Below are 25,118 nucleotides of genomic sequence, written 5' to 3' on the forward strand. Positions count from 1 at the left end.
TAAGAAAAATCAAAAAAAAGCGCGAGTTACCGCTAACTATTGCTTAGTTTGCAGTAGCTTTCGAGCTTGGTATAACCTGCATTGGCTTTAACTGTTCACATAGCATTTGCATAGCATCAAGCATTTGATAGCTTGGGCGTTCCACACCATGGTCTAGTACGCTAATCACTTGCTGCTGACGCACTGCATTAATAGTTGTCCAAGGCTTCCACGTCTCCACTAAGGCCTCTGTGCTAGTGAGAATAACATCGGGATTACGCAACATAACTGCTTCACGGTCAACCTGTGGTGCAGCCATAGCTATATCAGAAAAAATATTTTGCGCACCGCAGACCTGCAAAATTTCACTGATAATTTGCTGTCCACCCAAAGTAAACATGGGCTTGTCCCAAATCTGGTAAAACACACGAATAGGCACTTCACGCTGATACGTTTGGCGCATTTGCGCAATACGCTGCTGTGCTTGAGCTGTCAACTCGGCACCTTGTTGGCTGTAACCCAATTCATCGCCCAAGCGTTGAAACAGTAAAGTATAGCTTGCTAAATCATTAGTACTAGCATCAAATACTCTTATCCCTAGCTGCTCAATCGCTTGTTTTTGACTGTTTTGAATACTGCCTGGCCAATATAAAACCAGATCTGGCTTAAGTGTTAGCAACAGCTCTAAATTAAGCTGTCCATGACTACCAATAGAAGGTATATGCGCGGCCGCTGCAGGCCGTTTGCCACCCTCTAAGATACCCACTAGCGAGGATTCTGCACCTAAGTCAAACATAACCTCTGTTAATGAAGGTGCAAGACTAACTACACGCTCTGCTTTAGCCCAGGCCAACGAGCTAAAGCTAAGCAATAAACACAATAAAATACGCATTATTTAAGCTGTAGTGGGATACGGTACAGCATTAACTGCAGCAAACTACCCAATAAAAGGAGTAACACTGCCACACCTTCTAAGCCAAATATATAGCCTAGCGTACCAATCCATGCAGGAAAACCTGCCACAATAAATGCGCGGCGACGGGCTTGGTGCAGGTCATCCCATTGCTCATCTAATACTGTTGAGTCATTTTTACCCATAGCAATGACGCAATGCTTAAACCGGTGAAAGCCTTTTAAGTTGGCAAATAAGCTGAGCAAGCCCAAAATAAAAATACTTAATACAAACCAATACGGCATCTCAAAGGACTCACCTAATAAGAGTACAGCAGTAACAGGTACAGCGTACAACAATAGGAAGCCCCACCATTGGGCTAGAAAAGTAAATTTAAGTGATGCTGGCATTAGTCATGATGCTCATCTTGATGCGACTTACCCAACATATGACCTAACTTGTTTGCTTTAGTCGCTAAATAAAACTCATTATATGGGTTTAACCCCACTTGTAATGGAACGCGCGTGGCCACACGCACACCAAAGCCTTCTACCGCTTTTACTTTACGAGGGTTGTTGGTCATTAACTGCAAAGAATGCACACCTAAGTGCTCTAGCATCGGCTGGCAAATAGAATAATCTCGCATATCCGCAGCAAAGCCTAAACGCTCATTCGCTTCAACAGTGTCTGCGCCTTGGTCTTGCAAATTATAGGCGCGAATTTTATTCAATAAGCCTATGCCACGCCCCTCTTGGCGCAGGTAAAGCAACACTCCGCGTCCTGCTTTTGCAATTTCTTCTAAAGCCGCATGTAATTGCGCGCCACAATCACAACGCTGGCTAAATAAAGCATCACCTGTTAAACATTCTGAGTGTAAACGTCCAAGTACAGGCTGACCATCTGCAATATCACCTAGCGTGAGTGCAACATGTTCCTTTCCTGTTTCTTGGTCTAAAAAACCATGCATAGTGAAAACTGCAAATGGCATTGGCAGCTTAGATGAGGCTACAAAAACTACAGACACCGGAGTACTCCTTGGAATTACGCAAAGCCCAGACTTTGCACCAATAACCTGATAATTAAACAGAAAGGAAGACTACGCTAGTTAGTCTGTTTTCCCAAATAGTTATTTTATAACAACTTATTCAAACAACGCATCTAAGGCTTGCTCTAAACGGGTAACAGCTAGCACTTCAATACCCGTAATTTTTTCTCGGGGCGCATTTCCTTTAGGCACTATAGCGCGTTTAAAACCATGCTTGGCGGCTTCTTTTAAGCGCTCTTGACCACTAGGTACTGGGCGAATTTCACCTGACAAACCCACTTCACCAAAAACTAATAAGTCATGCGCTAACGGTTTATTACGCAAACTAGAAATAATAGCCGCAACTAACGCAAGATCAGAGGCGGTTTCTAACACTTTAACGCCGCCAACTACGTTTAAATACACATCTTGGTCGTAAGTCGGAATACCACCATGACGATGCAGTACTGCCAACAACATAGAAAGCCTATTTTGATCCAAGCCCAAGGTAACTCGACGAGGATTGCCCAAGTGGCTTTCATCTACCAAAGACTGCACTTCAACCAGCATAGGCCGTGAACCTTCCCATGTTGCCATAACGACACTGCCAGAAACGGCCTCTTGAGCACGACTTAAAAAAATGGCTGAAGGGTTAGCCACTTCTTTTAAACCACGATCCGTCATACCAAAAACGCCTAACTCATTAACAGCACCAAAGCGATTTTTCACTGCCCGCAACATACGCAAGCGCCCGTCAGATTCCCCCTCAAAGTATAAGACCGTATCAACCATATGCTCTAACACGCGAGGTCCCGCTAAGGAGCCTTCTTTTGTCACATGGCCCACTAAAAAAATAGCAGTACCGGACTGTTTTGCAAAACGCACTAAATGAGCCGCACTTTCACGCACCTGAGATACACCGCCAGGAGCTGATTGCAAACTTTCACTAAAAATGGTTTGAATTGAGTCAACCACCATCACCCGCGGCTTTTCCATACGCGCGACATTAATGATGCTTTCAATACAGGTTTCAGTCATCACTTTCAGCTGATCTAAAGGCAGATCAAGACGGCGCGCACGCATTGCAACTTGCTGTTGTGATTCCTCACCTGTCACATATAAGGCTGGGAGTTTTTGTGCAATATTACATAGCGTTTGCAATAAAATAGTTGACTTACCTATCCCAGGATCGCCCCCAATCAGCACCACTGAACCATCGACTAGACCACCACCTAGCACACGGTCTAATTCACTCGAGCTTGTTGAAAAACGCGGTATTTCTTCAATACTGACTTCAGCCAAGGTCTTAATTTGCGCCTGCTGCCCTGCCCAACCACCACGGCCGCTACCGCCACTTGTGCTACTTTCTAAGACAGTTTCAATCAAGGTATTCCACTGGCCACATTCACCACACTGCCCTGCCCATTTCGAGAAAGTAGCGCCGCACTCGGTGCAGCCATAGATGCGCTTTGCCTTTGCCATAAAAAGTACCGCCAAAAATTTACTGGTTATCCTACCAGTTTTTTCAGGATTTTTAATAGACAGGCTATTGAAAAAGTTAATAAGGTCAATTTATTTCTTGCATTAAACGCAAATGATAATTATTATCAATAACTCCAAACCACCAAGAGGATCCTTCTATGACCTTTATGATTGATGCTTGGCTGGATAGACCTGAACCCTACTTGCGCATTATTAATCGTGAAAGCGGTGTAGTGTGCGCACAATTGCAAGGCGAGGCTCTTCGCTTATTGCAAGATCAGGGTGACTTAGACTTACAGGAACTTGCCAGCGCTGAACCTAAAACCCTGAAAGAGCAAGTCCGTACCTTATTCTTATACTGTAATAGTCAAAACTTATTACTTTCATCCAATTAAAAAAACGGGAAGCCTAGCTTCCCGTTTCTATTTAGCTTAATACTTCAAGCAATTCAACATCAAAAATTAATGTACTGTGTGCTGGAATGCTACCAACGGATTGTCCGCCATATGCCAACTCACTGGGTACATAGAGACGCCATTTACTACCCGCTGGCATTAGCTGTAGTGCCTCTGTCCAACCTGCAATAACCCCTGATACAGGAAACTCAGCTGGTGTACCACGCTCATAAGAGCTATCAAACACATCACCACTAATCAGGGTGCCGTGGTAATGCGTGCGAACATTACTTTCACGCGTTGGTTTAGTGCCATCACCCTGAGCCAAAACTTCGTACTGCAAACCAGAAGCCAATACAGTAACACCTGATTTTTGTGCATTTTCGGCTAAGAAATCTTTACCTGCTTGGGCTGCCACTTGAGCCTGTGCCTCTGCTTCGGCTTGCATACGTTCACGAATAACAGCAAAACTTTTACCTAATTCTTCTGCTGTAACTTGGCTTTCTTTGCCTGAAAAAGCGTCACTCAAACCAGCCAGTACAGCTTCTAATGTAGTGCCTGGAGGCGGATTTTGACGCAATTGATCGCCCATTTGACGACCAATACCATAACTTACGCGCGCTTCATCAGTGCTTAAATTAACTTGAGACATAACTATCCTTTCTAACTTTATTTAACTGACAACACCAAGCAACCTTATGTTAACTTTCACTGCTGCCAGCACGCTCTTGCTGATATATGGGACCATTTTATCAAACTTCAAGCACAGTATAGTCTTTGCACGGATAAACACTGTCACTAAATACCCATTGGCAACCTGCACCAACATGCTACATTGAGATTTTATTTTTATCTGAACTAATACAGAGTAAAGGATAGAAGTATGTTGAACACCTCTATTAAAAGCACCTATAACAGCGCACTGCTGCTTGGCTTACTGCTGCTCAGTGGCTGCCAGACTAGCTCTTTGAAGCAGCTAGATTATGAAAAAAATTATGATTACTCAACTATTGATACGTGGCAATGGGATGCTGCTAAACCTATTAATTTTAAACCTGATTCAGCTGATATCATCAATGATATTGACCGTCAACGTGTAGCAGACATAGTAACTGAGCAATTTACTTTACAAGGTTTAAAACAGCTTACTCAGAATGCGCAAGTCAGCATTAAAGCTTGGATTATCTATGGCGATAACACACAAGTCATCACTCAATATTTACCCGACATGCGTATTGGTATGCAGGCCTATCCCAACCTGAATAACAGTCAAATAGTAGAACAAAAGCAAGAAAAAATTACCCTACAAATTGATATTTTAGACACTAAGACACAACAACTTATCTGGCGCGCCAGCTCTCAAGGAATCAGCCAAAGTGCTATGACTAATCCTGATAAACGCAAACAATTCTTCAACAAACATATAACTCGAATTTTACACGCCTTTCCGCCTAAACCTGCTGATTATTAAGAGGATATATGTCTACTTATTACTATTATTTTTTATTATTTCTTGCCTTTGCAGCAGGCTCTTTAATGCCAGTACAAGGTGGCATTAACGGGCAACTGGCCAATACACTAGGCAGCACCTTAGCAGCCGCGTGCATCTCTTTTCTAGTAGGCACAATACTGCTACTTATTATTACTTTTAGTATCGGTCAAGGAAACGCATTCCTTTCATTAGGTAAATTACAGTGGTGGCATTGGGTAGGCGGAGTTTTTGGCGCATTTTTTGTTACGACTATGGCATTTGCTGGCCCCAAAGTAGGTGCATTGCTCTTTATGGTGCTGATGTTAGCTGGGCAATTGAGCAGTGCAACAGTGCTAGATCACTTTGGCTGGGTTGGTTTTCATGAAAACCCCATCAGCCTCAATAAAATAATGGGATTAGCCTGTATTTTATTTGGCATATTCTTTATTCAACGTGGTTAACAATAAACCTCGTTAAATTGGCTGACATTTGCACTGAATTACGGCATATTTATCTTATTTTACTCAAAGGAAAATAGCGCATGGCTTCATTTTTAGTGTTGCACGGTCCTAATTTAAATTTATTAGGCACACGTGAACCTGGCATTTATGGGGCTACTACTTTACCTCAAATTAATGCTCATTTAGAGCAGCAAGCCCAGCAATTAGGGCACCAACTCAGTAGTTTTCAAAGTAATGCTGAGCACCAAATTATTGATAGAATTCATCAAGCACGTGACCAGCAAGTCGATTTCATAGTCATAAATCCAGCAGCATTTACACATACAAGTGTTGCAATACGTGACGCATTGCTGGCAGTGAGCATCCCATTTATCGAAGTTCACCTCTCAAACGTGCATAAACGTGAACAATTTAGACATCATTCCTACTTTTCAGATATTGCAGTAGGTGTGATTTGTGGCTTAGGTGCAAAAGGTTATGACCATGCCTTAGCCTCAGCAATTGAATATTTAGAACAACATTCTTAACTTTTGGAGTTCCCACTTATGGATATTCGTAAAGTCAAAAAACTTATCGAATTGCTAGAAGAGTCTGGTATTGACGAATTAGAGATTCATGAGGGCGAAGAGTCCGTACGCATTAGCCGCCACAGTCAAAAAGCAGCTACTCAGCCTGTTTATGCGCCAGCGCCTGTCGCCGCTGCGGCACCAGCTGCTGCACCTGCGGCAGCTGTAGAAGCTACTCCAGCAGCGCCTAAATTAAACGGCAATGTTGCTCGCTCACCAATGGTAGGTACCTTCTACCGTGCTGCCTCTCCTACTTCTGCATCCTTTGTTGAAGTGGGTCAAACAGTGAAGAAAGGCGATATTCTGTGTATCGTTGAAGCGATGAAAATGATGAACCACATTGAAGCTGAAGTAAGCGGTGTGATTGAGTCAGTTCTAGTCGAAAACGGTCAACCTGTTGAGTACGACCAACCTCTATTCACCATTGTTTAATCCTCTGGAGCGTACAATGCTGAAAAAAGTCCTCATTGCAAACCGCGGTGAAATTGCCCTTCGCATTCTTCGCGCATGCAAAGAGATGGGCATAAAAACAGTAGCGGTGCACTCTAGTGCCGACAAAGAGCTAATGCATTTATCATTAGCTGATGAGTCGGTATGTATTGGCCCAGCTTCAAGTGCCTCATCTTACTTATCTATCCCAGCTATTATTGCAGCCGCCGAAGTAACTGGCGCTGATGGCATTCACCCAGGCTATGGCTTTTTAGCCGAGAATGCTGACTTTGCTGAGCAAGTAGAAAAATCTGGTTTTACTTTCGTGGGTCCGTCGGCTGATGTTATTCGCTTAATGGGCGATAAAGTATCAGCTAAAAACGCCATGAAAAAAGCTGGTGTACCTGTAGTTCCTGGTTCTGACGGCCCACTACCCGAAGATCCTGATACCGCTTTAAAACTGGCTCGCGAAGTAGGCTACCCAGTTATTATTAAAGCAGCAGGCGGTGGCGGTGGTCGCGGCATGCGTGTAGTACACAAAGAAGAAGACCTTATTCGCAGTGCTGAATTAACGCGCAACGAAGCTTGGGTTTCTTTTGGCAACCCAGTTATTTATTTGGAAAAGTACTTAGGCAACCCACGCCATGTGGAAGTGCAAGTGCTATCTGACGGTAAAGGCAATGCTATTCATTTAGGCGATCGTGACTGCTCATTACAACGTCGCCACCAAAAAGTCATTGAAGAAGCACCGGCACCTTATATTGACGAAAAAGCCCGTCAAGATATTTACAAAAGCTGTGTGCAAGCCTGTATTGATATCGGCTACCGTGGCGCAGGTACGTTTGAGTTTCTTTACGAAGATGGACGTTTCTACTTTATTGAAATGAACACCCGCGTACAGGTTGAGCACCCAGTCACTGAAATGATCAGCGGCATTGATATTGTTAAAGAAATGCTCAACATCGCTTCTGGCAATAAGCTATCTGTAAAGCAAGAAGATATTACATTCCAAGGCCATGCCATTGAATGCCGTATCAATGCAGAAAACCCAGATAACTTTATGCCAAGCCCAGGTAAAGTAAAACTATTCCATGCGCCAGGTGGTAACGGCGTACGTGTAGATTCACATTTATACAGCGGCTACACAGTGCCACCTCATTATGACTCGCTTATCGGCAAAATCATTACTTGGGGCGCAACTCGTGAAGAAGCAATGGCTCGTATGCGCAATGCTCTTGATGAAATCATTATTGATGGCATCAAATGCAACGTTCCACTGCACCAGTTCTTACTAGATGACCCAGACTTCTGCAAAGGCGGTGTAAATATTCACCACCTTGAAAAGAAACTTGGCATGACTAAGTAATAACTGAAAATCCCCGAAAAGTTCGCCTACTTTTCGGGGATTTTTTTGCCTTAAAAACACTACCAAGGCAAAGACTGAAAACACAATACGCTTTTCCACTGCGCCAATTGTCTTTCCATATTTAGATTTTATATGGCATCTATAATAGCCATTGACTAAAAACAGTTACTTGCTTGGCTCTGCTTCGGGTATTAGTTTAGTCGTTTATAATTGTCACACCCATCTTGCAAACCGTTATCACAGGCTTGAGCATACCAGTCTTTAGCCTGAACTACATCTTGCTTCACACCATGGCCATTCTCATACATTACTCCAAGGTTAGACTGCGCCTCAGCATCTCCTTGGGCTGCCGCTTTTCTAAACCAAGCTACAGCCTGAACGTAATCCTGTTTCACACCATTACCATTAACATACATAGCCCCAAGACTATATTGCGCATCGGCATGTCCTTGATCGGCCGCTTTTTTAAACCAGACTAGAGCCTGAGCATAATCCTGCTTCACACCATTACCATTTATATACGCCATCCCAAGGTTATATTGCGCATCGGCATATCCTTGATCAGCCACTTTTTTAAACCAGATTAGAGCCTGAGCATAATCTCTCTGCACTCCTTCACCATTGGCATATGCCACCCCAAGGTTATATTGTGCAGCGACAAATCCTTGAGCAGCCGCTTTTTTATACCAAGCTACAGCCTGGGCATAATCCTGTTTAACTCCATGACCTCTCGCATACATCACCCCAAGGTTGTATTGTCCATTAGCAAATCCCTGATCAGCCGCTTTTTTATGCCAAGTTATAGTCTGAGCATAATCCTGTTTCACTCCTCTACCTTTGTAATATGCCACCCCTAGGTTATATTGCGCAGCAGCATCTCCTTGCTCAGCCGCTTTTTATACCAAATTACAGCTTGGGCATAATCCTGCTTCACTCCATAGCCATTTTCATATGCTACTCCAAGGTTCGCTTGCGCTTTAGCATCTCCCTGTTCAGCCGCTTTTTTATACCAAACTACAGCCTTAGCTGAATCCTGCGTCACACCATCACCAGTTGCATACATCCGCCCAAGTATTATTTGCGCGCTAGCATCCCCCGCCTCAGCCTTATTACATAAATCCAAATCAGATACTTCACACTGCGCTGCAATCACAGACACAGGAAGTGATAAACAAAAACAAAGCAATAGGTTTTTCATAAAAATCGTTCCCTAATAGGTTTTTCTAATCCATTGTAGGCTGAGCTAATAATTCAAACTCATGTGAAATACTTTAATGTAAGTTCGAATCATTTTATTCGCCTGAGTCAATACGCTAATTGTTCTTTCAAAACGCTATTTTGCTCACTCAATTTCGCACTGATGTAACTAGTTGATATTTTTCTATGTACAAATAAAAAAGTTCTACGCAAATGAATTAACCCTGAAAACTTGAATATACTTTTCAGGGCTTTTTGTATTATCACGCTTATTTAACGGTTATACGCTTCATCATAGGTTGCAAGAATTTGGTGTATATCCCAGTTATTTGCCGCCCAAATTGAATAAGCAGCCCAAGTTGTATGCCATATCCAAGTACCCTTGCCTTGTACCCCAGCAGCCACTTGGTTACGTACAGCAAAGGATGCTAAACGCAATCCAGAATATCTATCTACACATTGAGGCTGGTTCATTAAACAGAAAACAAAACCATAGACCGTTATTGATTCTATTCGAGGCTCACCCGTTTGTTTTTCTTTTTGCCAAATCACAAGTTCACGTTCAGCGCTCAGTTTTATAGAAGAAGGCTGTGGTAGCTGATCTAAATTAGACAGCGCCCACCAATACACAAACAATGGCGATATACCAACCAATACCAACAAAAATACGAAACCGTAAGCCATTTTCTTTAACATAAATAATGCTTCGTTATATATAAAAGTAATTCTTTATATAGGATAGCTTTCCTCTCTTGGGCATTGAAAGTGGCTAAACACCTCAAAACTACAGCTCGTATGCAGCATGCATTTCGCATAATTTCAGGCAAAAAAAGGGCAATCCTTAAATAGGAGTTACCCTTTAGGTTGCACTAGCTAGGCATACTAACGACCGCGCAAAAATAGCTTATCGAGATCATCCATTCCCATCTGCGTCCATGTTGGTCGGCCATGGTTGCATTGTCCACTGCGCTCTGTTGTTTCCATATCGCGCAATAAGGCATTCATTTCAGCAATGGTTAAACGCCGATTCGCACGCACCGCGCCATGACAAGCCATGGTGCCTAACAGCTCATTTAAATGCGCTTGAATTTTGTCGCTAGTGCCAAATTCGAGTAAATCGCTAATAACAGCTCGCAATAAGTCGGCTGCTTGTGCTTGTTTAAGCAGCGCTGGAATTTGCCGAATAGCTAAACTTTCCGGGCCTAGGCGTTGTACTTCAAAACCTAGTTTAGTAAACCACTGCCCATGCTCTTCTGCACAGTCTACCTCACGTTCACTAAGTGCTATCGTTTCAGGAACTAATAAAGGCTGAGCACGTAAGCCTTCTTGATCCATCGCTACTTTTAAGCGTTCATACATGATGCGCTCATGCGCCGCATGCATATCAACTAAAACTAGCCCTTGAGCATTTTCGGACAGAATGTAAATACCTTTTAGCTGTGCTAAAGCATAGCCTAGTGGCGGAATATCAGCGTCTTGTGGATTACTTTCAGGTAAAGGTGCAACAAAATTTTGATAAGCACCTTGCTGTTCTGCACTAAAACCTGCTTGCGTTTGAAGCTGCGGCTGTGGACGCCAAGTACCATTATTAAAGCTGCCACGTGGCGTTAATGGTGTTGCTACTGGCTGCTCTAATAAATTTTTAGCTAGGCTCATTTCAGCTTGAGGGCCAAACTCTCCAGCCGCCAAGCCGCTAACCTGAGGGGCTACTGTTGGCATAACCGCAGGTGCCAGTTGATCCTCAGGACGCACATCAGCCAAACTACGGTGCAAAGTGCTATATAAAAAGTCGTGAACACTACGATTTTCACGAAAACGCACTTCATGCTTGGTTGGATGCACATTAACATCTACTGTGATGGGATCCAGCTCTAAAAATAATACAAATGCCGGATGACGCTGCCCATACATTACATCGCGATAAGCCTGACGCACTGCGTGCGCCACCAACTTATCACGCACTGTACGTCCATTTACATAAAAATGCTGCAAATCAGCCTGACTGCGTGAGAAGGTTGGTAATCCCACCCATCCCCATAAACGCAACCCGTTGCGCTCTACATCTATAGGCATTGCCTGTTCAAGAAATGCATGCCCGCAGATTTCCCCAACACGACGTGCTTTAGCTATATCATCAGTTGCTGGATGCAGATTAAGCACGGTTTTACCGTTATGCTTTAAATGAAAAGCCACATCAAAACGTGTTAATGCCATACGTTTGACCACTTCATGCAAATGATCAAACTCGGTTTTCTCTGTACGTAAAAATTTGCGCCGTGCAGGCGTATTAAAAAATAAATCGCGCACTTCTACTGTTGTACCAACAGGGTGTGCAGCAGGCTGGATGCGTGCTTGCATATCACGTCCTTCTGCCTCAACCTGCCATGCTTTATCTGCTGAAGCTGTGCGTGAAGTTAAGGTTAAACGAGACACTGAACTAATAGAGGCTAATGCTTCACCACGAAAACCTAGACTCATTACGCCTTCAAGGTCTTCGAGTTCAGTGATCTTACTGGTAGCGTGCCGCGCCAAAGCTAACGGTAAATCATCCTGATCAATACCACAGCCATCATCTCTAATACGCAATAACTTAATACCGCCCTGCTCTACATCGACCTCAATGCGAGAAGCACCAGCATCCAAGCAGTTTTCAAGTAACTCTTTAGCCACTGATGAAGGGCGCTCAACCACCTCGCCAGCTGCAATTTGGTTAGCTAGACGAGGGTTTAAAAGATGGATTCTACTTTGTTCGATGATCATTTAGATGCCGTAGTTGCCGGTATTTTTAATGTTTGTCCTATTTTGAGTACGTCTGTTTTTAAGCTGTTGGCACTGCGAATATCAGCAGTACTCACACCATAACGATTAGCAATGATGGAAACGCTCTCGCCTGAACGAACCGTGTGCTCACGCGCGCCGAAAGTAATTTTGCCATTATCACGCAACCATGCAATATAGGTGCCTGGTGGTGGTGTTTCATGGAAAAACTGGGTAATACCACCTGTAATGGCCTTAGCCAAGGCTTTTTGATGTGCTGCTGTTGATAACTTACGCGATTCATTAGGGTTGGAAATAAAACCTGTTTCAACCAAAATAGAAGGGATATCAGGTGATTTGAGTACCATAAAACCCGCTTGCTCAACGCGGCGCTTATGTAAAGGGGTTATTTTCCCCATCTGATTCAGTACCTTTTGCCCAACATCCAAGCTCGAAGACATGGTTGCTGTCATGGATAAATCCAGCAAAACACTGGCTAAGACTTTATCTTTATCGTCTAAGGTTACGTTACCTGCACCACCAATTAAGTCTGAGCGGTTTTCGCTATCAGCCAGCCAGCGTGCTGTTTCTGAAGTGGCGCCACGATCAGATAAAGCAAATACCGAGCCACCAAAGGCCGCAGCACGTGGCGCTGCATCCGCATGAATAGAAACGAATAAGTCCGCCCCTTTTTTCCGAGCAATTTCGGTGCGTTTGCGCAAAGGAATAAAATAATCGCCTGTACGCGTTAATTCAGCACGAAAACCTTTTTGTGCATTAATTTGGCGTTGCAATTCTTTGGCTATTTGCAATACCACATCTTTCTCTCTTAAACCTTTTGGCCCTAAAGCGCCAGGGTCTTCACCGCCATGGCCTGCATCAATGGCAATAACAATATCGCGCTGTCCTTTTTGCATCACTGTCGGCGGACGAGAAACATTAATTTCGGGCGGCTTATTCGTAGCAGGCTTGCTTGAGGCAGTTGCAGGAGGCGTACTAGTAGTGGTTGCGCTTGCGGCGCTAGCACTATCAAATAAATCCACAACCAATCGATGGCCATATTGCTGATTTGGCGCTAACGTAAAGCTTTTAGTAACGACCTTAGCTTTCATATCCAATACGATGCGTAATTGGTTATTAGGCTGCGGACCACTACGCACATTAGAAATAGGCGTATTCTGTAAAGCTAATTTAGTCAGCGTAGTATTTAACTTGGCATTTTTTACATCAATTACCACGCGTGCAGGACCCTCTAGCATAAATACACTGTGATCTACTGGACCAGAGAGGTCAAAAACTAAGCGGGTATTATCAGGCGCTCGCCATAAGCGTACACTCTGAATTTGACTTGCTGCCCATAGTTGAACTGGCATTAATGCAAGTAAAAAAATAATTAAGTGAGAACCTAAGCGCATGATTACCTCATTGGCAGCTTAACTTGATTGCACTAAGGCGGCGCACCAATGGGCTGCGCGGTCACTATACGCCTTAAATTGCAACTGTCGTCCTTGAGCTGCGTGTGCAATATGAATTTCTAAATCTGGACGTGGTAAAACGCCACGCCCCTTACAAGGCCATTCAATCAAACAAAGATCATCATCGGCAAAATAATCACGGATACCTAAAAACTCCAACTCATCAGGATCAGCTAAGCGATACAGATCAAAATGCCAAACTCGCTTACCGGCCAACTCATAAGGCTCTACGAGGGTAAAAGTTGGACTTTTAACAGGGCCTTGATGACCTAAGCCTGTGACAATACCACGAGAAAGTGTGGTTTTTCCTGCACCTAGATCACCGATAAGAAAAATCACACCGTGTCCTTTTGTTAAAGCGCCTAAGTGCTGACCTAAGGTGGTCATTGCCTCATCGCCTTGAACATATAATGCTACTTCTGACACAGTGGCTGCTCCTCATCTAAATGGTTAAAGGTCAGTTCGAGGAAATTTAGGAATGAATTAGATCTAAGCCGCTACTATATAGATAATTTAACCTAGTAAATACTGACAATAACTAGGTCTTTTACCCTATAGAAAACTCATTTTAGCTCATGTTTAAAGCCGTTTAGTATAACCTTACTCGCTTATTTTTGTACAAGGAGTCACCGATTGCGTTCAGTTTTACCTTATATTTATAGTCTTTATTAAATATAAAATAATATATTCTTAGGTGAAAATTTATCGATAAGTTCAGGAAAAACATAATTCATACTGCTAGCCTTTAATTTTGTGGCACAATTTATCCAGCCATCACCTTGTATTTTTCATGAATAATTCTGATCTTGATCTTCAACAGATAGCCCAACAAATCAAACACACTGCACAAGCCCTTGGTTTTCAAGCGGTGGGCATTACAGGTACTGACCTTAGTGCTGATGAGCCACGCTTTTTCGAGCAAGTTGAGGCCGGTTATTTTGGCGAAATGGAATACATGGCCAGCCATGGTACAAAACGCACTCGCCCAGCTGAGCTAGTACCTGGCACTTTACGCGTTATTTCTGTACGCATGAACAATCTTCCCTCTGATCCGCAAATGGTTCAGCGGTTAGCTCAGCCCGAATCAGCCTACATTTCACGTTACGCATTAGGGCGCGACTATCATAAACTGATTAGAAAACGCCTACAGCAGCTGGCAAGTAAAATAACCGAGTTAATCGGTCCTTTTGGTTTTCGTGCTTTTGTTGATAGCGCCCCTGTATTAGAGCGCCCGTTAGCGCGCAACGCTGGGCTAGGCTGGATTGGTAAAAATACGTTATTGTTAAATCGTCAGGCAGGTAGCTGGTTCTTTTTAGGTGAGCTTTTTGTTGATATTCCTCTTCCTATAGATGAAGGCAATGTAAAAGAACATTGCGGCAAGTGCACGAGCTGCTTAACCCACTGCCCTACCGATGCTTTTGTCGGCCCTTATGTGTTAGATGCCCGAAAGTGTATTTCTTACCTAACCATTGAGCTCAAAGGGGCCATTCCTGTTGAGTTTCGCCAAGCCATGGGGAATCGAGTTTTTGGATGTGATGATTGTCAAATAGCTTGTCCCTGGAACCGTTTCGCTAAAACTACCGAGGAGAACGACTTTCAGCCTCGCCATGGCCTAGATAATAGCTCCCTTGCAGAGTTATTTTTATGGACTGAAGACGAGTTTTTGCAACGCACTGAGGGCTCCCCTATCCGACGCATTGGTTATGAGCGCTGGTTGCGTAATTTAGCTATTGGTTTAGGTAATGCTCCAAGTACTATTAGCGTGCTTGAAGCATTAAAACAAAGGCAGAACTTTCCATCTACCCTCGTCCAAGAACATGTTGCTTGGGCACTTGAGCAACACGGTTATTAATAACGCAAAAAGTGCTCGCGGTAATAACGTAGTTCCTCAATAGAGTCACGAATATCATCTAAAGCTAGGTGTGTACCACCTTTTTTAAAGCCTGCTTGCAACTCTGGCGCCCAACGGCTTACTAACTCTTTTAAGCTAGAAACATCTAAATTTCGATAATGAAAATACGCCTCTAACTCTGGCATATGGCGGTATAAAAAACGTCTATCTTGGCAAATACTATTACCACACATAGGCGATTTACGTGCTGGCACCCAATCTTTTAAAAATTCTAAAGTCTGGGTTTGAGCTTGCTCCATACTAGTCTGGCTAGCTCGTACACGTGCCGTTAAACCACTTTTGCCATGCTGGTTGGTATTCCACTCATCCATGCCCTCTAAAATAGAGTCTGGCTGATAAATTGCCAATACAGGGCCTTCGGCTAGCACATTTAGCTCTTTATCTGTGACAATAGTTGCCATTTCAATAATCACATCGGTATCTGGATTTAACCCAGTCATCTCTAGGTCAATCCAAATTAAATTCTGTTCATTCATACAAAGACTCCTTAATTGCTAAGTAGTGTAGCACTCTTGAGCTTTCCATCGTTAAATCGCATTCAAACATGGTTATTTGCCAAGCAACCTACTAAACTTCTAACCTTCTAATCTGAGTTAAACACTTATGGCCAAACGCCAACTATCTCGTCGCCAAAACTGGCGCATAGGAAAAATTCAAGAAGAACGTGCCGCTCGTGCTGCCAAGCGTGAAGAAAAACTGGTTGCCGAATTAGAAGGTAGCGAGCTAGGTAACGAAGAATTTGGACTAATCATTGCCCATTTTGGCGTGCAAGTTGAAATTGAAGCGCTAGATGGCGAGCATAAAGGACAAAACTTTCGTTGCCATTTACGTGCAAATCTACCGCCTCTCGTTACAGGCGATACCGTTATTTGGCGTAAAGGTAATCAAGGTAATGGCGTTATTGTTGCACAGCAGCCTCGCCATTCTGAGCTATGCCGCCCTGATTCCCGCGGCACACTAAAACCTGTGGCTGCCAATGTTGATCTGATGATCATTGTATTTGCGCCTTTACCAGAGCCGCATGCTAACTTAATTGATCGTTACCTAATTGCTGCTGCCCATGCCAATATTCAGCCATTACTGCTACTGAACAAGGCTGATCTACTGGCGACTCAAGCTGATCCTCGCGTACAAAGCCTAGTCCAAACCTATGAAGATTTAGGCTACCCACTGTTAAAAGTATCCGCTCACGAAGGCGCTGGCATGGCTCAATTAGAACAGAAACTAAAAGAGCGTATTAGTGTCTTTGTGGGTCAATCTGGGGTTGGAAAGTCCTCTTTAGTGAATCGCTTACTGCCTGATATTAATACGCGTGTCGGTGCACTATCAGAGTTAACCCAAAAAGGTACACATACCACGACAACAGCACGCTTATTTCACTTTCCACAAGGCGGTGATCTAATTGACTCCCCTGGTATTCGTGAATTTGGTTTAAGCCATGTCACTATTGCTGATGTGGAAGCTGGCTTTACTGAATTTGCTGACTTTTTAGGCCGCTGTCGGTTTCGCAACTGTAGCCATGAGCATGAACCCAATTGTGCCCTACTTGAAGCCGTAGCACAGGGCGCCATTCATCCGCAGCGCTTAGCCAGTTTTAAACATATTATTAATGGGCTTGAAGATTAAGGAGTTTAAGGTGTCCTTAGCTGATTTACCCTTACTGATTGAACCGGCTGATTTAGCAGCGCATCTAACTGATACTCAGTTAATTTTAGTCGATGTTTGCCAAGCCGAACGCTTTGCTCAAGGGCATATTCCACATGCACAACTAGTAACGCCGCCACAAACTCAGGCCCAGCATCCCCCTAAAGGCTATGCACCCACAGCAGTAGAGCTTGAGCAGTTATTTTCTCAACTAGGGCATCATCCTGACGCGCACTATGTGGTTTATGATGATGAAGGCGGCGGTTGGGCAGGACGCTTTATTTGGTTGCTTGATTTAATCGGCCATAAGCATTATCACTATCTTAATGGTGGCTGGCATGCTTGGCTGCAAGAACAAAGAGAAGTGACGACCGACTACCAGCCGCGCCCTGCCACTGAAACCAAAATACAACTCACGCACGAGCCCTTTAGCGTGACAACAGAGCAACTTATCAGCGCCCTTGAACAAAGCAATACACGTATTTGGGATGCACGCTCTCTGGCAGAGTTCTCAGGAGACAAAGCATTAGCTCAACGTGCTGGGCATATACCTAATGCCATCTGTTTTGAGTGGACAAAGGCAATGGATATCAATAATAGTCTACGTATTCGTCAAGATATGCAGCAAGTACTTGAGCAACTGGGTTTTTTAGCTGAACATACTGTTATTACACATTGCCAAACGCACCACCGCTCAGGTTTCACCTATTTAGTAGGTAAAATCTTTGGCTTAAACATAAAAGCTTACCCAGGTTCATGGAGTGAATGGGGTAACCGTACTGATACACCAATTGAGATCTAATATGAGCATTAAGCAACGCTTTTTCATTCTTCTTCAATATTTATTACCTCAGCACTTGCTCTCACGCCTTGCTGGCTGTGTTGCAGAAAGCCGTAATACTTGGTTTAAACAACGCTTTATTAATTGGTTTATTAAAAAATATAATGTAAATATGAGCGAAGCCTTAATTGAAGATCCCAATGCTTTTGCACACTTCAATGACTTTTTCACCCGCGAACTAAAACCAGGCATTCGTCCTATTGATAATAGTGAAAACAGCATTGTTTGCCCCGCTGATGGCGCCATTAGCCAACTAGGAAGCATTGAGTTTGGACGTATTTTCCAAGCTAAAGGCCAAAGTTATGGCCTACTTGAGTTGCTAGGTGGCAAGCAATCACTGGCTGACGAGTTTATGGGTGGGCAATTTGCCACCGTTTATTTATCGCCTCGCGATTATCACCGTGTCCATATGCCAGCAACAGGCACATTACGGGAAATGATCTATGTACCTGGCAAACTATTTTCTGTGAACCAAACTACCGCTGAAAACGTACCTGAGCTTTTTGCACGTAATGAGCGTGCTGTGTGTATTTTTGATACAGAGCATGGCCCCATGGCCGTTGTACTAGTAGGGGCTATGATTGTTGCTAGTATTGAAACCGTCTGGGCCGGATTAGTAACACCACCGAAACGTGAAATTCGTCAATTTAGTTACACGGCAGCAGCACGCCAGCCTATTGTGATTGAGAAAGGGATGGAAATGGGTCGTTTCAAACTAGGTTCAACTGCTATAGTGTTATTTGCACCTAACCAAGTGCAATGGAATGAAAGCTTACAAGAAACAACGCCTGTGCAAATGGGACAATTATTTGCTACAGGCCTCTCAAAATAACCTGTAAAAACAGTAAATAGTGAACATCATTGAATATCTATGCTCATTACAATAGCTGAGCCTCCTGTAGATACATATCAATATCTAGACTTGGCTTTCTCTGTTTAAATGCAGAAAAGCCAATATTTTTGATGGCTTTTACGAATAGAAGTGACTTATGCCTGATCGAAATATAGTTCGCCTACTTCTTTTAGAAGACTCTCAAAATGAAGCGGAACGCCTCGTTAGCCTTTTTCGCAACGCTGGACATGCCACACGTGTACATCGTTTAACCTCTGAACAAGACTTAAATGAAGCCTTACAACAGCCTTGGGATCTTTTAATTGCCGCACCTACTAGCGAAAACCTAGATCCCTACACCGCATTAGCCGCTATACAAAAACAAGCTAAAGATATTTCATTTATTCAACTGCTTGATGAAGATGACTTTGAGCTAGTAGAAGAAGCACTGGCTAATGGCGCTAAAGACGCCGTACTTAAAACACGTAATCAACACCTATTATTAGTGGCGCGCAGAGAGTTAGCTGACTTACGCACTAGACGCCAATTACGTCAAATTGAAGTTGCTTTACGCGAGGCTGAGAAACGCTGCCAGTTACTGCTAGACAGCTCTATGGATGCCATTACTTATGTACATGATGGCATGCATATTTACGCTAACCGTTCTTATATGAATTTGTTTAACTTTGAAAGCATTGAAGATCTCGAAGGTCTACCTATGGTAGATGTTATAGATAGTCAAGATCAAAGCACGTTCAAAGACTTCTTACGCCACTATAGTAAAGACGCAAGTAACACAGATATCACCTGTAATGTTTCTAAATCTACAGGTGAAAAAATGAAAGTCACTATGAGTTTCTCTCCTGCTCACTACGATGGTGAACCTTGCATACAGGTTGTAATGCGCACCGTGCAAGATGATGCAAAACTCAAAGAGCGTCTCAAAGAAGCCACCAGTAAAGATCCAACCACAGGTTTATATAACCGTAGCTATTTCTTAGAGCTACTGGATCAATACATTGAGCGTGCTATTAAAAACAGCGAACAATCAACACTGGCTTACTTATATGTTGACCGCTATGACGAGATTTTCCAAGAAGTTGGTATCTCAGGCTTTGATACTGTACTCAAACAACTCACCACAGTATTTCAAAACGAACTAGGCGAAAGTGCTCGTTTAAGTCGTTTCGGTGATGATAGTTTCACCTTTATTTTACCGCAAAAAACACCAGAACAAAGCCAAGTTATTCTTGAAAAGGTCTTGCAAAAAATCGCTAACACCTTAATTCAAGTAGATAACAAAAGCGTACAAGCAACACTTAGTGTTGGCATTGCTGGTATTAATGAAACCACCAGTAAAGCAGATATTGTCATTGAGCGCGCGCATCGCTGTGCCGATAGCTTAAAAGACGGCAATAGCATTAAGCTCTACGACCCAGCAGAAGAACTAGCACAAGCAGCAAGCCGCGGTAACATGGAAGCCATCGTACGCCACGCCTTAGATACTCAAGATATTAGCTTGCTATTCCAACCAGTGGTGAGTCTACGCGGTGAGGCAACAGAGCTTTATGACTTAACCTTTAATATTATTAATGATAAAGGTGATGCTTTAACACGTACCGAGCTTTACCCAGCGGCAGAACAAGCCGGTTGTGCAACACGCCTTGACCGCTGGATTCTCCTCAATGCGATTAAACGCCTAACCGTTGAATACAGTGAAGGACATCGCACACGTTTGTTCTTGCCTATATCCAATAGTAGCCTGCAAGATAAAACACTACCTACTTGGCTAGGTATGGCGCTAAAAGCAGCACACCTGCCGGCCTCTGCGCTCATTATTAAGATTCCTGAGCCAGATGCCATCACCTATCTACAGCAAACTCAAGAGCTAGCAAAGGCATTGCACGCCATGGGTATTGAAGTAATGCTAAGCTACTTTGGTGGCGCATTAAATCCATTTAATACATTTAAATTCTTAGATGTGGACTTTGTAAGGCTAGACCCTGACCTCTTTGAAGTATTAGAGCCAGAAGAAAAGCTAGAAAAAATTACTGACATGCTCAACCACATTCATGCACTGAAAAAGCGTAGTATTATTTCACATGTAGATAGCGCTACGGCACTTGCACCTTTATGGCAAGCGGGTGTGAACTTTATTCAAGGTGAATACCTACAAGCCCCTACCCCTAATATGAACTACGTTTTTGCTAGCGAAGAGTAGCTTCATCTTGCAGTGCGCGTCCGCAACAGGCGCGCACTTGGCTTACAAGCACGACTCATTCAAGCGCAAAAAACATTATTTCACTGTATCAAAAGCATGGTTTAAGTTGGACTGAAAAACGTCGCCAGCCTGGGTCTGAGCGTATTTGGTTAATCGCTTTATTGCTTTGCTAACAGGCAACATACTACTTGACCTTGGTGGCGGTAAAGGTATTCCTTTGGCGCGCTACTTTATTGAACATGGCTATAGCATGCATGCTATAGATACAGCCCCTCAAATGATTGAGCAATGCCAACAACACTTTCCTAAGCAACAATGGTTTGTTGCGGATATGCGCCACCTCAATCTAAAACAAAGGTATGCCAGAATTCTTGCTTGGGATAGTTTTTTTCATCTTACACATGATGATCAACGAGCTATGTTTCCTATTTTTCTCAGCATGCTCAAATGGGGGCCCCATTCCTATTTACTTGGCCCCAGCTATGGTCAAGCTCTAAGCTTTCTAGAAGGTGAAACACTTTATCATGCCAGCTTAGCCGTAGAAGAATATCAATATTTATTGGCGGCTAATGGCTTTCAGGTGATTCAAATGATTGTTAACGATTCAAGCTGTACCAAGCATACTGTCTGGCTTGCACAAAAACACCAATAAAAACGCTCCTTAAGGAGCGTTTTTATTACTGATCAGCACTTTCTCTATCACGATAACCTAGTAGATATAAAATACCATCCAAGCCTAATGTGGAGATGGCTTGACGCGCTGACTTTTTCACCAGCGGTTTAGCACGAAAAGCCACACCTAAACCTGCTAGCCCTAACATAGGTAAGTCATTAGCCCCATCTCCCACCGCTATTGTCTGATCTAAACTTAATCCTTCTTTTTCTGCCAAATAGGCGAGCAAGTCGGCTTTACGTTGCGCGTCTACAATTGGCTCTATTGCCCGCCCCGTGAGCTTACCGTCAACAATTTCGAGTTCATTAGCAAATACATAGTCAATGCCCAGTTGTTGTTGTAGATAATTAGCAAAATAAGTAAAGCCGCCAGATAAAATGGCTGTTTTGTAACCTAGTCGCTTGAGCTCTGTAAATAACGTTTGCGCGCCTTCAGTTAGCGGTAGCTGCTGTGCAATGCGCTGTAATTTAGATTCATCTAAGCCTTCTAATAAAACTAAACGCTCTTTAAAACTGGCTTTAAAGTCAAGCTCGCCTTGCATTGCACGCTCAGTGATGGCGGCGACTTTATCGCCAACACCAGCAGCCTTAGCGAGTTCATCAATCACTTCCGCTTCAATCAGCGTTGAATCCATATCAAACACAGCTAAACGGCGATTTCGACGAAATACCGTATCACGCTGAAAAGCGATATCAACATTAAGCTCTTGTGCCACACTTAAAAAATCTGCACGTAATGCATCCACATCGGCTGGCTCACCGCGCACAGAAAACTCAATACAGCCTTTACCTTTATCTAGTGGCATATCTAATGGCATGCGCCCTGAAAGCCGATCTATTTGATCAATATTAAGACCATATTTAGCTGTAATTTCACTCACACGCTGTAGCTGCTCAGCGGTCACCTTGCGTGTCAGCAAAGTAACGATATAGCGAGGCTTACCTTGACCACTGACCCAGTGTTGATAATCGGCTTCTGAAATAGGCGTAAAGCGTACTTGTTGGTTTAACTTGTAGGCGGTAAAGAGCACATCTTTTAAAGCAGATGAGGCTTTTTCACCAGCGGGGATTTCTACCAAAATACCAAAAGATAGCGTATCGTGAATAACAGCTTGGCCAATATCCAAAATGTTAACGCCTGCTTGCGCTAATACACCTGTCACAGCTGCAGTTAATCCTGAGCGGTCTTCACCGGTCATATTGATCAAGACTATTTCACGCAAAACATCCACTCCAGCCAAAATAAAAAACTATTTTAATGATTAATCTCATAACAGCCAGCTTGTTCTCAGATTAACCAGCGTTATACTGCTAACTTTGTGCCAATCCAGCTTTAATTAGTGCGCTATTTTATGTCAACTTCCAACACATTACAGCGACATCTACCTATTACCTTTAAATTTATTGCCTGCACCCTATTGTGTGTGAGCGCTACTGTGCTTACCTGTTTATGGTTGATGCAAAGCCAATTGCAACGAGCCTCAATCGAACAAGCAGACTCTTTAGGGAATAGCATTATTAAACAAACCGCCCATAGTGTAACCAGCAGTTTAGTGGCTGATGATACGCTAAGCTTAAATGTATTACTGAATCAGTTAACTAAAGATCCTTTAATTCGTCACGCTGCTGTCTATAGTATTGATAATCAACGTATCTTAGCAGAGTCCGGACGACGTATAAAAACCTTAGAAGGCGAACCTTCTGGGATTTATCGCCTACCTATTACCTATCAACATGAAATTGCAGGCCATCTTTATATCCAAATTGATATAGCTAACCTACAACAGCCGTTTAAATTAACGCAAAACAGCCTTCTTATTTTGGCTGTAGTACTTTTAATTTTAAGTTTTATTTTCAGTTTACATATCGCTCGTAGTATTGCATTACCTTTGAATACCTTGGCTAAATGGACGGACGAACCAACTAAAGAACCACCTTATGTTTTTCGTTCAGATGCTTTAGGTAAAATTGCCCGCACCCTACGTGAAGACTTCCTGGCCAAACACCCTGTTTTACCACCTAAGCCTCTAGCCCTAGATCCTCAAGTACTAGAATCTAAGTTAAGCACCCCACAACCCTCCCCGATAACGCCTACGTATGCACTCGCGCTTTCATTAGGAGGGACGGAACAGTTTAAACGCTTACTCGATGAAGAACTTAATCTTTTACTGGCTGACTACCGTCAACTCATCATCACTACCAGTAAGCACTTTAAAGCCAAACTAGTCATGCTAACGGACAGTAGCTGTCTTATGCTCTTTGATCACCAAGCTGCTAAACCTGCGGCTAGGGCTATTTGCTGTGCTGAATGGTTACGTGCTTATGCCCATAAGCAACAAGAACGCTTAATTAAAGATCAGCTACAATTATATTTGCGTATGTCTCTCACCTTAGCTAATAACCTGATGGCTCTTAGCCAAGGCGAACTATTGCTGCAAAAATCCATACAGGGATTATTAAAACTCAATCAAGAAAGCTGTAATTTACTGCTGATTTCACAGCAAGACGCTGCTGCCAATCCAGAACTTGATCAATGCTGTATTTTACGCCCACTAGCACAACCACAAAATACGCTATGCGTTGATCAAGTATTGCCACCTTACTTGCAGCAATTAGAAAAATACCTAGCGCGTCATCTTTAACTCTTAAGTAAATAGGCTAAAGCATGCTTAGCCGCCGTCTTAGGCGACTCTATTGGCAACATATGATTGGCTGATTCAACAATTAATAACTGCCCATTGGCCAATGAACTAGCCATGTACCGCCCTACTTTTTGAAATAACCCTGTGGTTTTTTCTCCTTGCACTAGTGCTATAGGCACTGGGCACTGGGCTAAGCGCTTTGTGCTCATATCTGGTTGCTGTGTTTGTTTGAGCTGTTCTAACAAGCTGGCAGCTTGCTGTAATTGGGCTTCTTGCACAGCTTTGGTTTGTCGTGAGAAATAACCTAAACTACCGCCTGAAGCATCAATTAAAGCTTCAATGGCATGCAGCATATCGACTTCTTCCAATAACGGAAAAACAGGCCCAAACATTTGCGTGGCATCGCTCAACGCCAAACTAAACTGCTCTTTAGGTAAGCAACCAAAATAACCGGGTTCATACAGATACAATTGTTTAAAAGCGCCTGGCTTGTCTAACGCCGCTAACAAAGCTACATCCGCACCATAAGACCAAGCAATAGCCTCTACCGGTTGCTGACAGTTTAACTCGTTGAGTAAGTCATGTAGTTGATTAGCATGGCTTTGCAAACCAAACTCACCTTGGTTTGACGAAGGTATAAAATGGCTTAACGTAATAGCGATAGGCGAGTAATGCACTGTCAAATACTCTAGCCAAGGCTGCCAAACCTGTGCATTGGCTAGAGCACCATGCACTAATAGTAATAACGGCTTATCACTGTCTTTATCTTGCCAATAACTTAGGCTGTTACCATCTTGACTGATAAATTTATGCTCAAGGTACATCTGAATTCCTTTAGTTGTTATATTTCCATAAAAAAA

At 43.2% G+C, this 25,118-nt stretch carries 27 protein-coding genes; 13 read left to right on the forward strand and 14 right to left on the reverse strand.

Features of this window, described 5'->3' with window-relative positions; genetic code table 11:
- Positions 1 to 43: 43 nt before the first annotated feature.
- From VQ643_RS03635 to radA, 4 genes are all read right to left on the reverse strand, one after another.
- Positions 44 to 871, reverse strand: coding sequence for a helical backbone metal receptor (locus tag VQ643_RS03635; protein WP_414197912.1), 828 nt, complete (start codon positions 869 to 871; stop codon positions 44 to 46).
- On the reverse strand, positions 871 to 1,281 hold the full coding sequence (locus tag VQ643_RS03640; protein ID WP_414197913.1) for a hypothetical protein: 411 nt from the start codon (positions 1,279 to 1,281) through the stop codon (positions 871 to 873). The genes VQ643_RS03635 and VQ643_RS03640 overlap by 1 nt, the downstream gene beginning before the upstream one ends.
- Positions 1,281 to 1,895, reverse strand: a complete 615-nt coding sequence (ribA, locus tag VQ643_RS03645; protein ID WP_414197914.1) for a GTP cyclohydrolase II — start codon at positions 1,893 to 1,895, stop codon at positions 1,281 to 1,283. The genes VQ643_RS03640 and ribA overlap by 1 nt, the downstream gene beginning before the upstream one ends.
- Before the next feature lie 117 nt (positions 1,896 to 2,012).
- Positions 2,013 to 3,377, reverse strand: coding sequence for a DNA repair protein RadA (gene radA, locus VQ643_RS03650; RefSeq protein ID WP_414197915.1), 1,365 nt, complete (start codon positions 3,375 to 3,377; stop codon positions 2,013 to 2,015).
- A gap of 158 nt (positions 3,378 to 3,535) precedes the next feature.
- Here radA and VQ643_RS03655 point away from each other — a divergent pair, with 158 nt between their 5' ends.
- Positions 3,536 to 3,772, forward strand: a complete 237-nt coding sequence (locus VQ643_RS03655; protein ID WP_414197916.1) for a hypothetical protein — start codon at positions 3,536 to 3,538, stop codon at positions 3,770 to 3,772.
- A gap of 31 nt (positions 3,773 to 3,803) precedes the next feature.
- On the opposite strand, the gene VQ643_RS03660 is transcribed toward VQ643_RS03655, so the two are convergent.
- Positions 3,804 to 4,424, reverse strand: coding sequence for an FKBP-type peptidyl-prolyl cis-trans isomerase (locus VQ643_RS03660; protein WP_414197917.1), 621 nt, complete (start codon positions 4,422 to 4,424; stop codon positions 3,804 to 3,806).
- A gap of 231 nt (positions 4,425 to 4,655) precedes the next feature.
- Between VQ643_RS03660 and VQ643_RS03665 the strand changes: the two genes are divergently transcribed.
- From VQ643_RS03665 to accC, 5 genes are all read left to right on the forward strand, one after another.
- A complete protein-coding gene (locus VQ643_RS03665) occupies positions 4,656 to 5,243 on the forward strand; it encodes a DUF4136 domain-containing protein (protein ID WP_414197918.1) in 588 nt (195 codons plus the stop codon).
- 8 nt (positions 5,244 to 5,251) lie between these two features.
- The gene (locus VQ643_RS03670) at positions 5,252 to 5,704 is read left to right on the forward strand and encodes a DMT family transporter (protein WP_414197919.1); all 453 of its coding nucleotides are present in this window, start codon (positions 5,252 to 5,254) and stop codon (positions 5,702 to 5,704) included.
- An 80-nt stretch (positions 5,705 to 5,784) separates the two neighbouring features.
- Positions 5,785 to 6,231, forward strand: a complete 447-nt coding sequence (aroQ, locus tag VQ643_RS03675) for a type II 3-dehydroquinate dehydratase (RefSeq protein ID WP_414197920.1) — start codon at positions 5,785 to 5,787, stop codon at positions 6,229 to 6,231.
- An 18-nt stretch (positions 6,232 to 6,249) separates the two neighbouring features.
- Positions 6,250 to 6,702, forward strand: a complete 453-nt coding sequence (accB, locus tag VQ643_RS03680; RefSeq protein WP_414197921.1) for an acetyl-CoA carboxylase biotin carboxyl carrier protein — start codon at positions 6,250 to 6,252, stop codon at positions 6,700 to 6,702.
- A 16-nt stretch (positions 6,703 to 6,718) separates the two neighbouring features.
- Positions 6,719 to 8,065: an acetyl-CoA carboxylase biotin carboxylase subunit gene (gene accC / locus VQ643_RS03685; RefSeq protein ID WP_414197922.1), complete on the forward strand. Its 1,347-nt coding sequence runs from the start codon at positions 6,719 to 6,721 to the stop codon at positions 8,063 to 8,065.
- 191 nt (positions 8,066 to 8,256) lie between these two features.
- On the opposite strand, the gene VQ643_RS03690 is transcribed toward accC, so the two are convergent.
- The 6 genes from VQ643_RS03690 to tsaE form a co-directional block, all read right to left on the reverse strand.
- Positions 8,257 to 8,892: a tetratricopeptide repeat protein gene (locus VQ643_RS03690; RefSeq protein ID WP_414197923.1), complete on the reverse strand. Its 636-nt coding sequence runs from the start codon at positions 8,890 to 8,892 to the stop codon at positions 8,257 to 8,259.
- A gap of 26 nt (positions 8,893 to 8,918) precedes the next feature.
- Positions 8,919 to 9,263: a tetratricopeptide repeat protein gene (locus VQ643_RS03695; RefSeq protein ID WP_414197924.1), complete on the reverse strand. Its 345-nt coding sequence runs from the start codon at positions 9,261 to 9,263 to the stop codon at positions 8,919 to 8,921.
- Between the two features lie 272 nt (positions 9,264 to 9,535).
- Positions 9,536 to 9,958 (reverse strand): hypothetical protein, encoded by a 423-nt coding sequence (locus VQ643_RS03700; protein ID WP_414197925.1) that lies wholly within the window; start codon positions 9,956 to 9,958, stop codon positions 9,536 to 9,538.
- Positions 9,959 to 10,144: 186 nt separating this feature from the next.
- Positions 10,145 to 12,019, reverse strand: coding sequence for a DNA mismatch repair endonuclease MutL (mutL, locus tag VQ643_RS03705; protein WP_414198016.1), 1,875 nt, complete (start codon positions 12,017 to 12,019; stop codon positions 10,145 to 10,147).
- Positions 12,019 to 13,434 (reverse strand): N-acetylmuramoyl-L-alanine amidase, encoded by a 1,416-nt coding sequence (locus VQ643_RS03710; RefSeq protein WP_414197926.1) that lies wholly within the window; start codon positions 13,432 to 13,434, stop codon positions 12,019 to 12,021. Before VQ643_RS03710 ends, mutL begins: the two co-directional genes overlap by 1 nt.
- Before the next feature lie 18 nt (positions 13,435 to 13,452).
- Entirely contained in the window at positions 13,453 to 13,920 is a 468-nt protein-coding gene (gene tsaE, locus VQ643_RS03715) for a tRNA (adenosine(37)-N6)-threonylcarbamoyltransferase complex ATPase subunit type 1 TsaE (RefSeq protein WP_414197927.1), read from the reverse strand.
- A 364-nt stretch (positions 13,921 to 14,284) separates the two neighbouring features.
- Between tsaE and queG the strand changes: the two genes are divergently transcribed.
- Positions 14,285 to 15,346 carry a tRNA epoxyqueuosine(34) reductase QueG gene (gene queG, locus VQ643_RS03720; RefSeq protein WP_414197928.1) on the forward strand — a complete coding sequence of 354 codons (1,062 nt, stop codon included), beginning with the start codon at positions 14,285 to 14,287 and terminating at the stop codon, positions 15,344 to 15,346.
- Here queG and orn read toward each other — a convergent pair.
- Positions 15,343 to 15,882: an oligoribonuclease gene (gene orn, locus VQ643_RS03725; RefSeq protein ID WP_414197929.1), complete on the reverse strand. Its 540-nt coding sequence runs from the start codon at positions 15,880 to 15,882 to the stop codon at positions 15,343 to 15,345. The two genes, queG and orn, sit on opposite strands and share 4 nt — an antisense overlap.
- 127 nt (positions 15,883 to 16,009) lie before the next feature.
- Between orn and rsgA the strand changes: the two genes are divergently transcribed.
- From rsgA to VQ643_RS03750, 5 genes are all read left to right on the forward strand, one after another.
- A complete protein-coding gene (gene rsgA / locus VQ643_RS03730) occupies positions 16,010 to 17,032 on the forward strand; it encodes a small ribosomal subunit biogenesis GTPase RsgA (protein ID WP_414197930.1) in 1,023 nt (340 codons plus the stop codon).
- A 10-nt stretch (positions 17,033 to 17,042) separates the two neighbouring features.
- The gene (locus VQ643_RS03735) at positions 17,043 to 17,852 is read left to right on the forward strand and encodes a rhodanese-like domain-containing protein (RefSeq protein WP_414197931.1); all 810 of its coding nucleotides are present in this window, start codon (positions 17,043 to 17,045) and stop codon (positions 17,850 to 17,852) included.
- 7 nt (positions 17,853 to 17,859) lie between these two features.
- Positions 17,860 to 18,723 (forward strand): archaetidylserine decarboxylase, encoded by an 864-nt coding sequence (gene asd / locus VQ643_RS03740; RefSeq protein ID WP_414198017.1) that lies wholly within the window; start codon positions 17,860 to 17,862, stop codon positions 18,721 to 18,723.
- 157 nt (positions 18,724 to 18,880) lie between these two features.
- Positions 18,881 to 20,944 carry an EAL domain-containing protein gene (locus tag VQ643_RS03745; protein WP_414197932.1) on the forward strand — a complete coding sequence of 688 codons (2,064 nt, stop codon included), beginning with the start codon at positions 18,881 to 18,883 and terminating at the stop codon, positions 20,942 to 20,944.
- Between the two features lie 145 nt (positions 20,945 to 21,089).
- Positions 21,090 to 21,596 (forward strand): class I SAM-dependent methyltransferase, encoded by a 507-nt coding sequence (locus VQ643_RS03750; protein WP_414197933.1) that lies wholly within the window; start codon positions 21,090 to 21,092, stop codon positions 21,594 to 21,596.
- A gap of 25 nt (positions 21,597 to 21,621) precedes the next feature.
- Here VQ643_RS03750 and serB read toward each other — a convergent pair whose 3' ends face one another.
- A complete protein-coding gene (serB, locus tag VQ643_RS03755) occupies positions 21,622 to 22,839 on the reverse strand; it encodes a phosphoserine phosphatase SerB (protein WP_414197934.1) in 1,218 nt (405 codons plus the stop codon).
- A gap of 129 nt (positions 22,840 to 22,968) precedes the next feature.
- Between serB and VQ643_RS03760 the strand changes: the two genes are divergently transcribed.
- Positions 22,969 to 24,258, forward strand: a complete 1,290-nt coding sequence (locus VQ643_RS03760; RefSeq protein ID WP_414197935.1) for an AhpA/YtjB family protein — start codon at positions 22,969 to 22,971, stop codon at positions 24,256 to 24,258.
- Here the strand turns inward: VQ643_RS03760 and VQ643_RS03765 are convergent.
- Entirely contained in the window at positions 24,255 to 25,082 is an 828-nt protein-coding gene (locus VQ643_RS03765; RefSeq protein ID WP_414197936.1) for an alpha/beta fold hydrolase, read from the reverse strand. The genes VQ643_RS03760 and VQ643_RS03765 overlap by 4 nt on opposite strands.
- Between the last annotated feature and the right edge of the window lie 36 nt (positions 25,083 to 25,118).

It is taken from the genome of Pseudomonas sp. F1_0610 (genome assembly GCF_047470865.1).
GTDB lineage: Bacteria > Pseudomonadota > Gammaproteobacteria > Pseudomonadales > Pseudomonadaceae > JAZDRH01.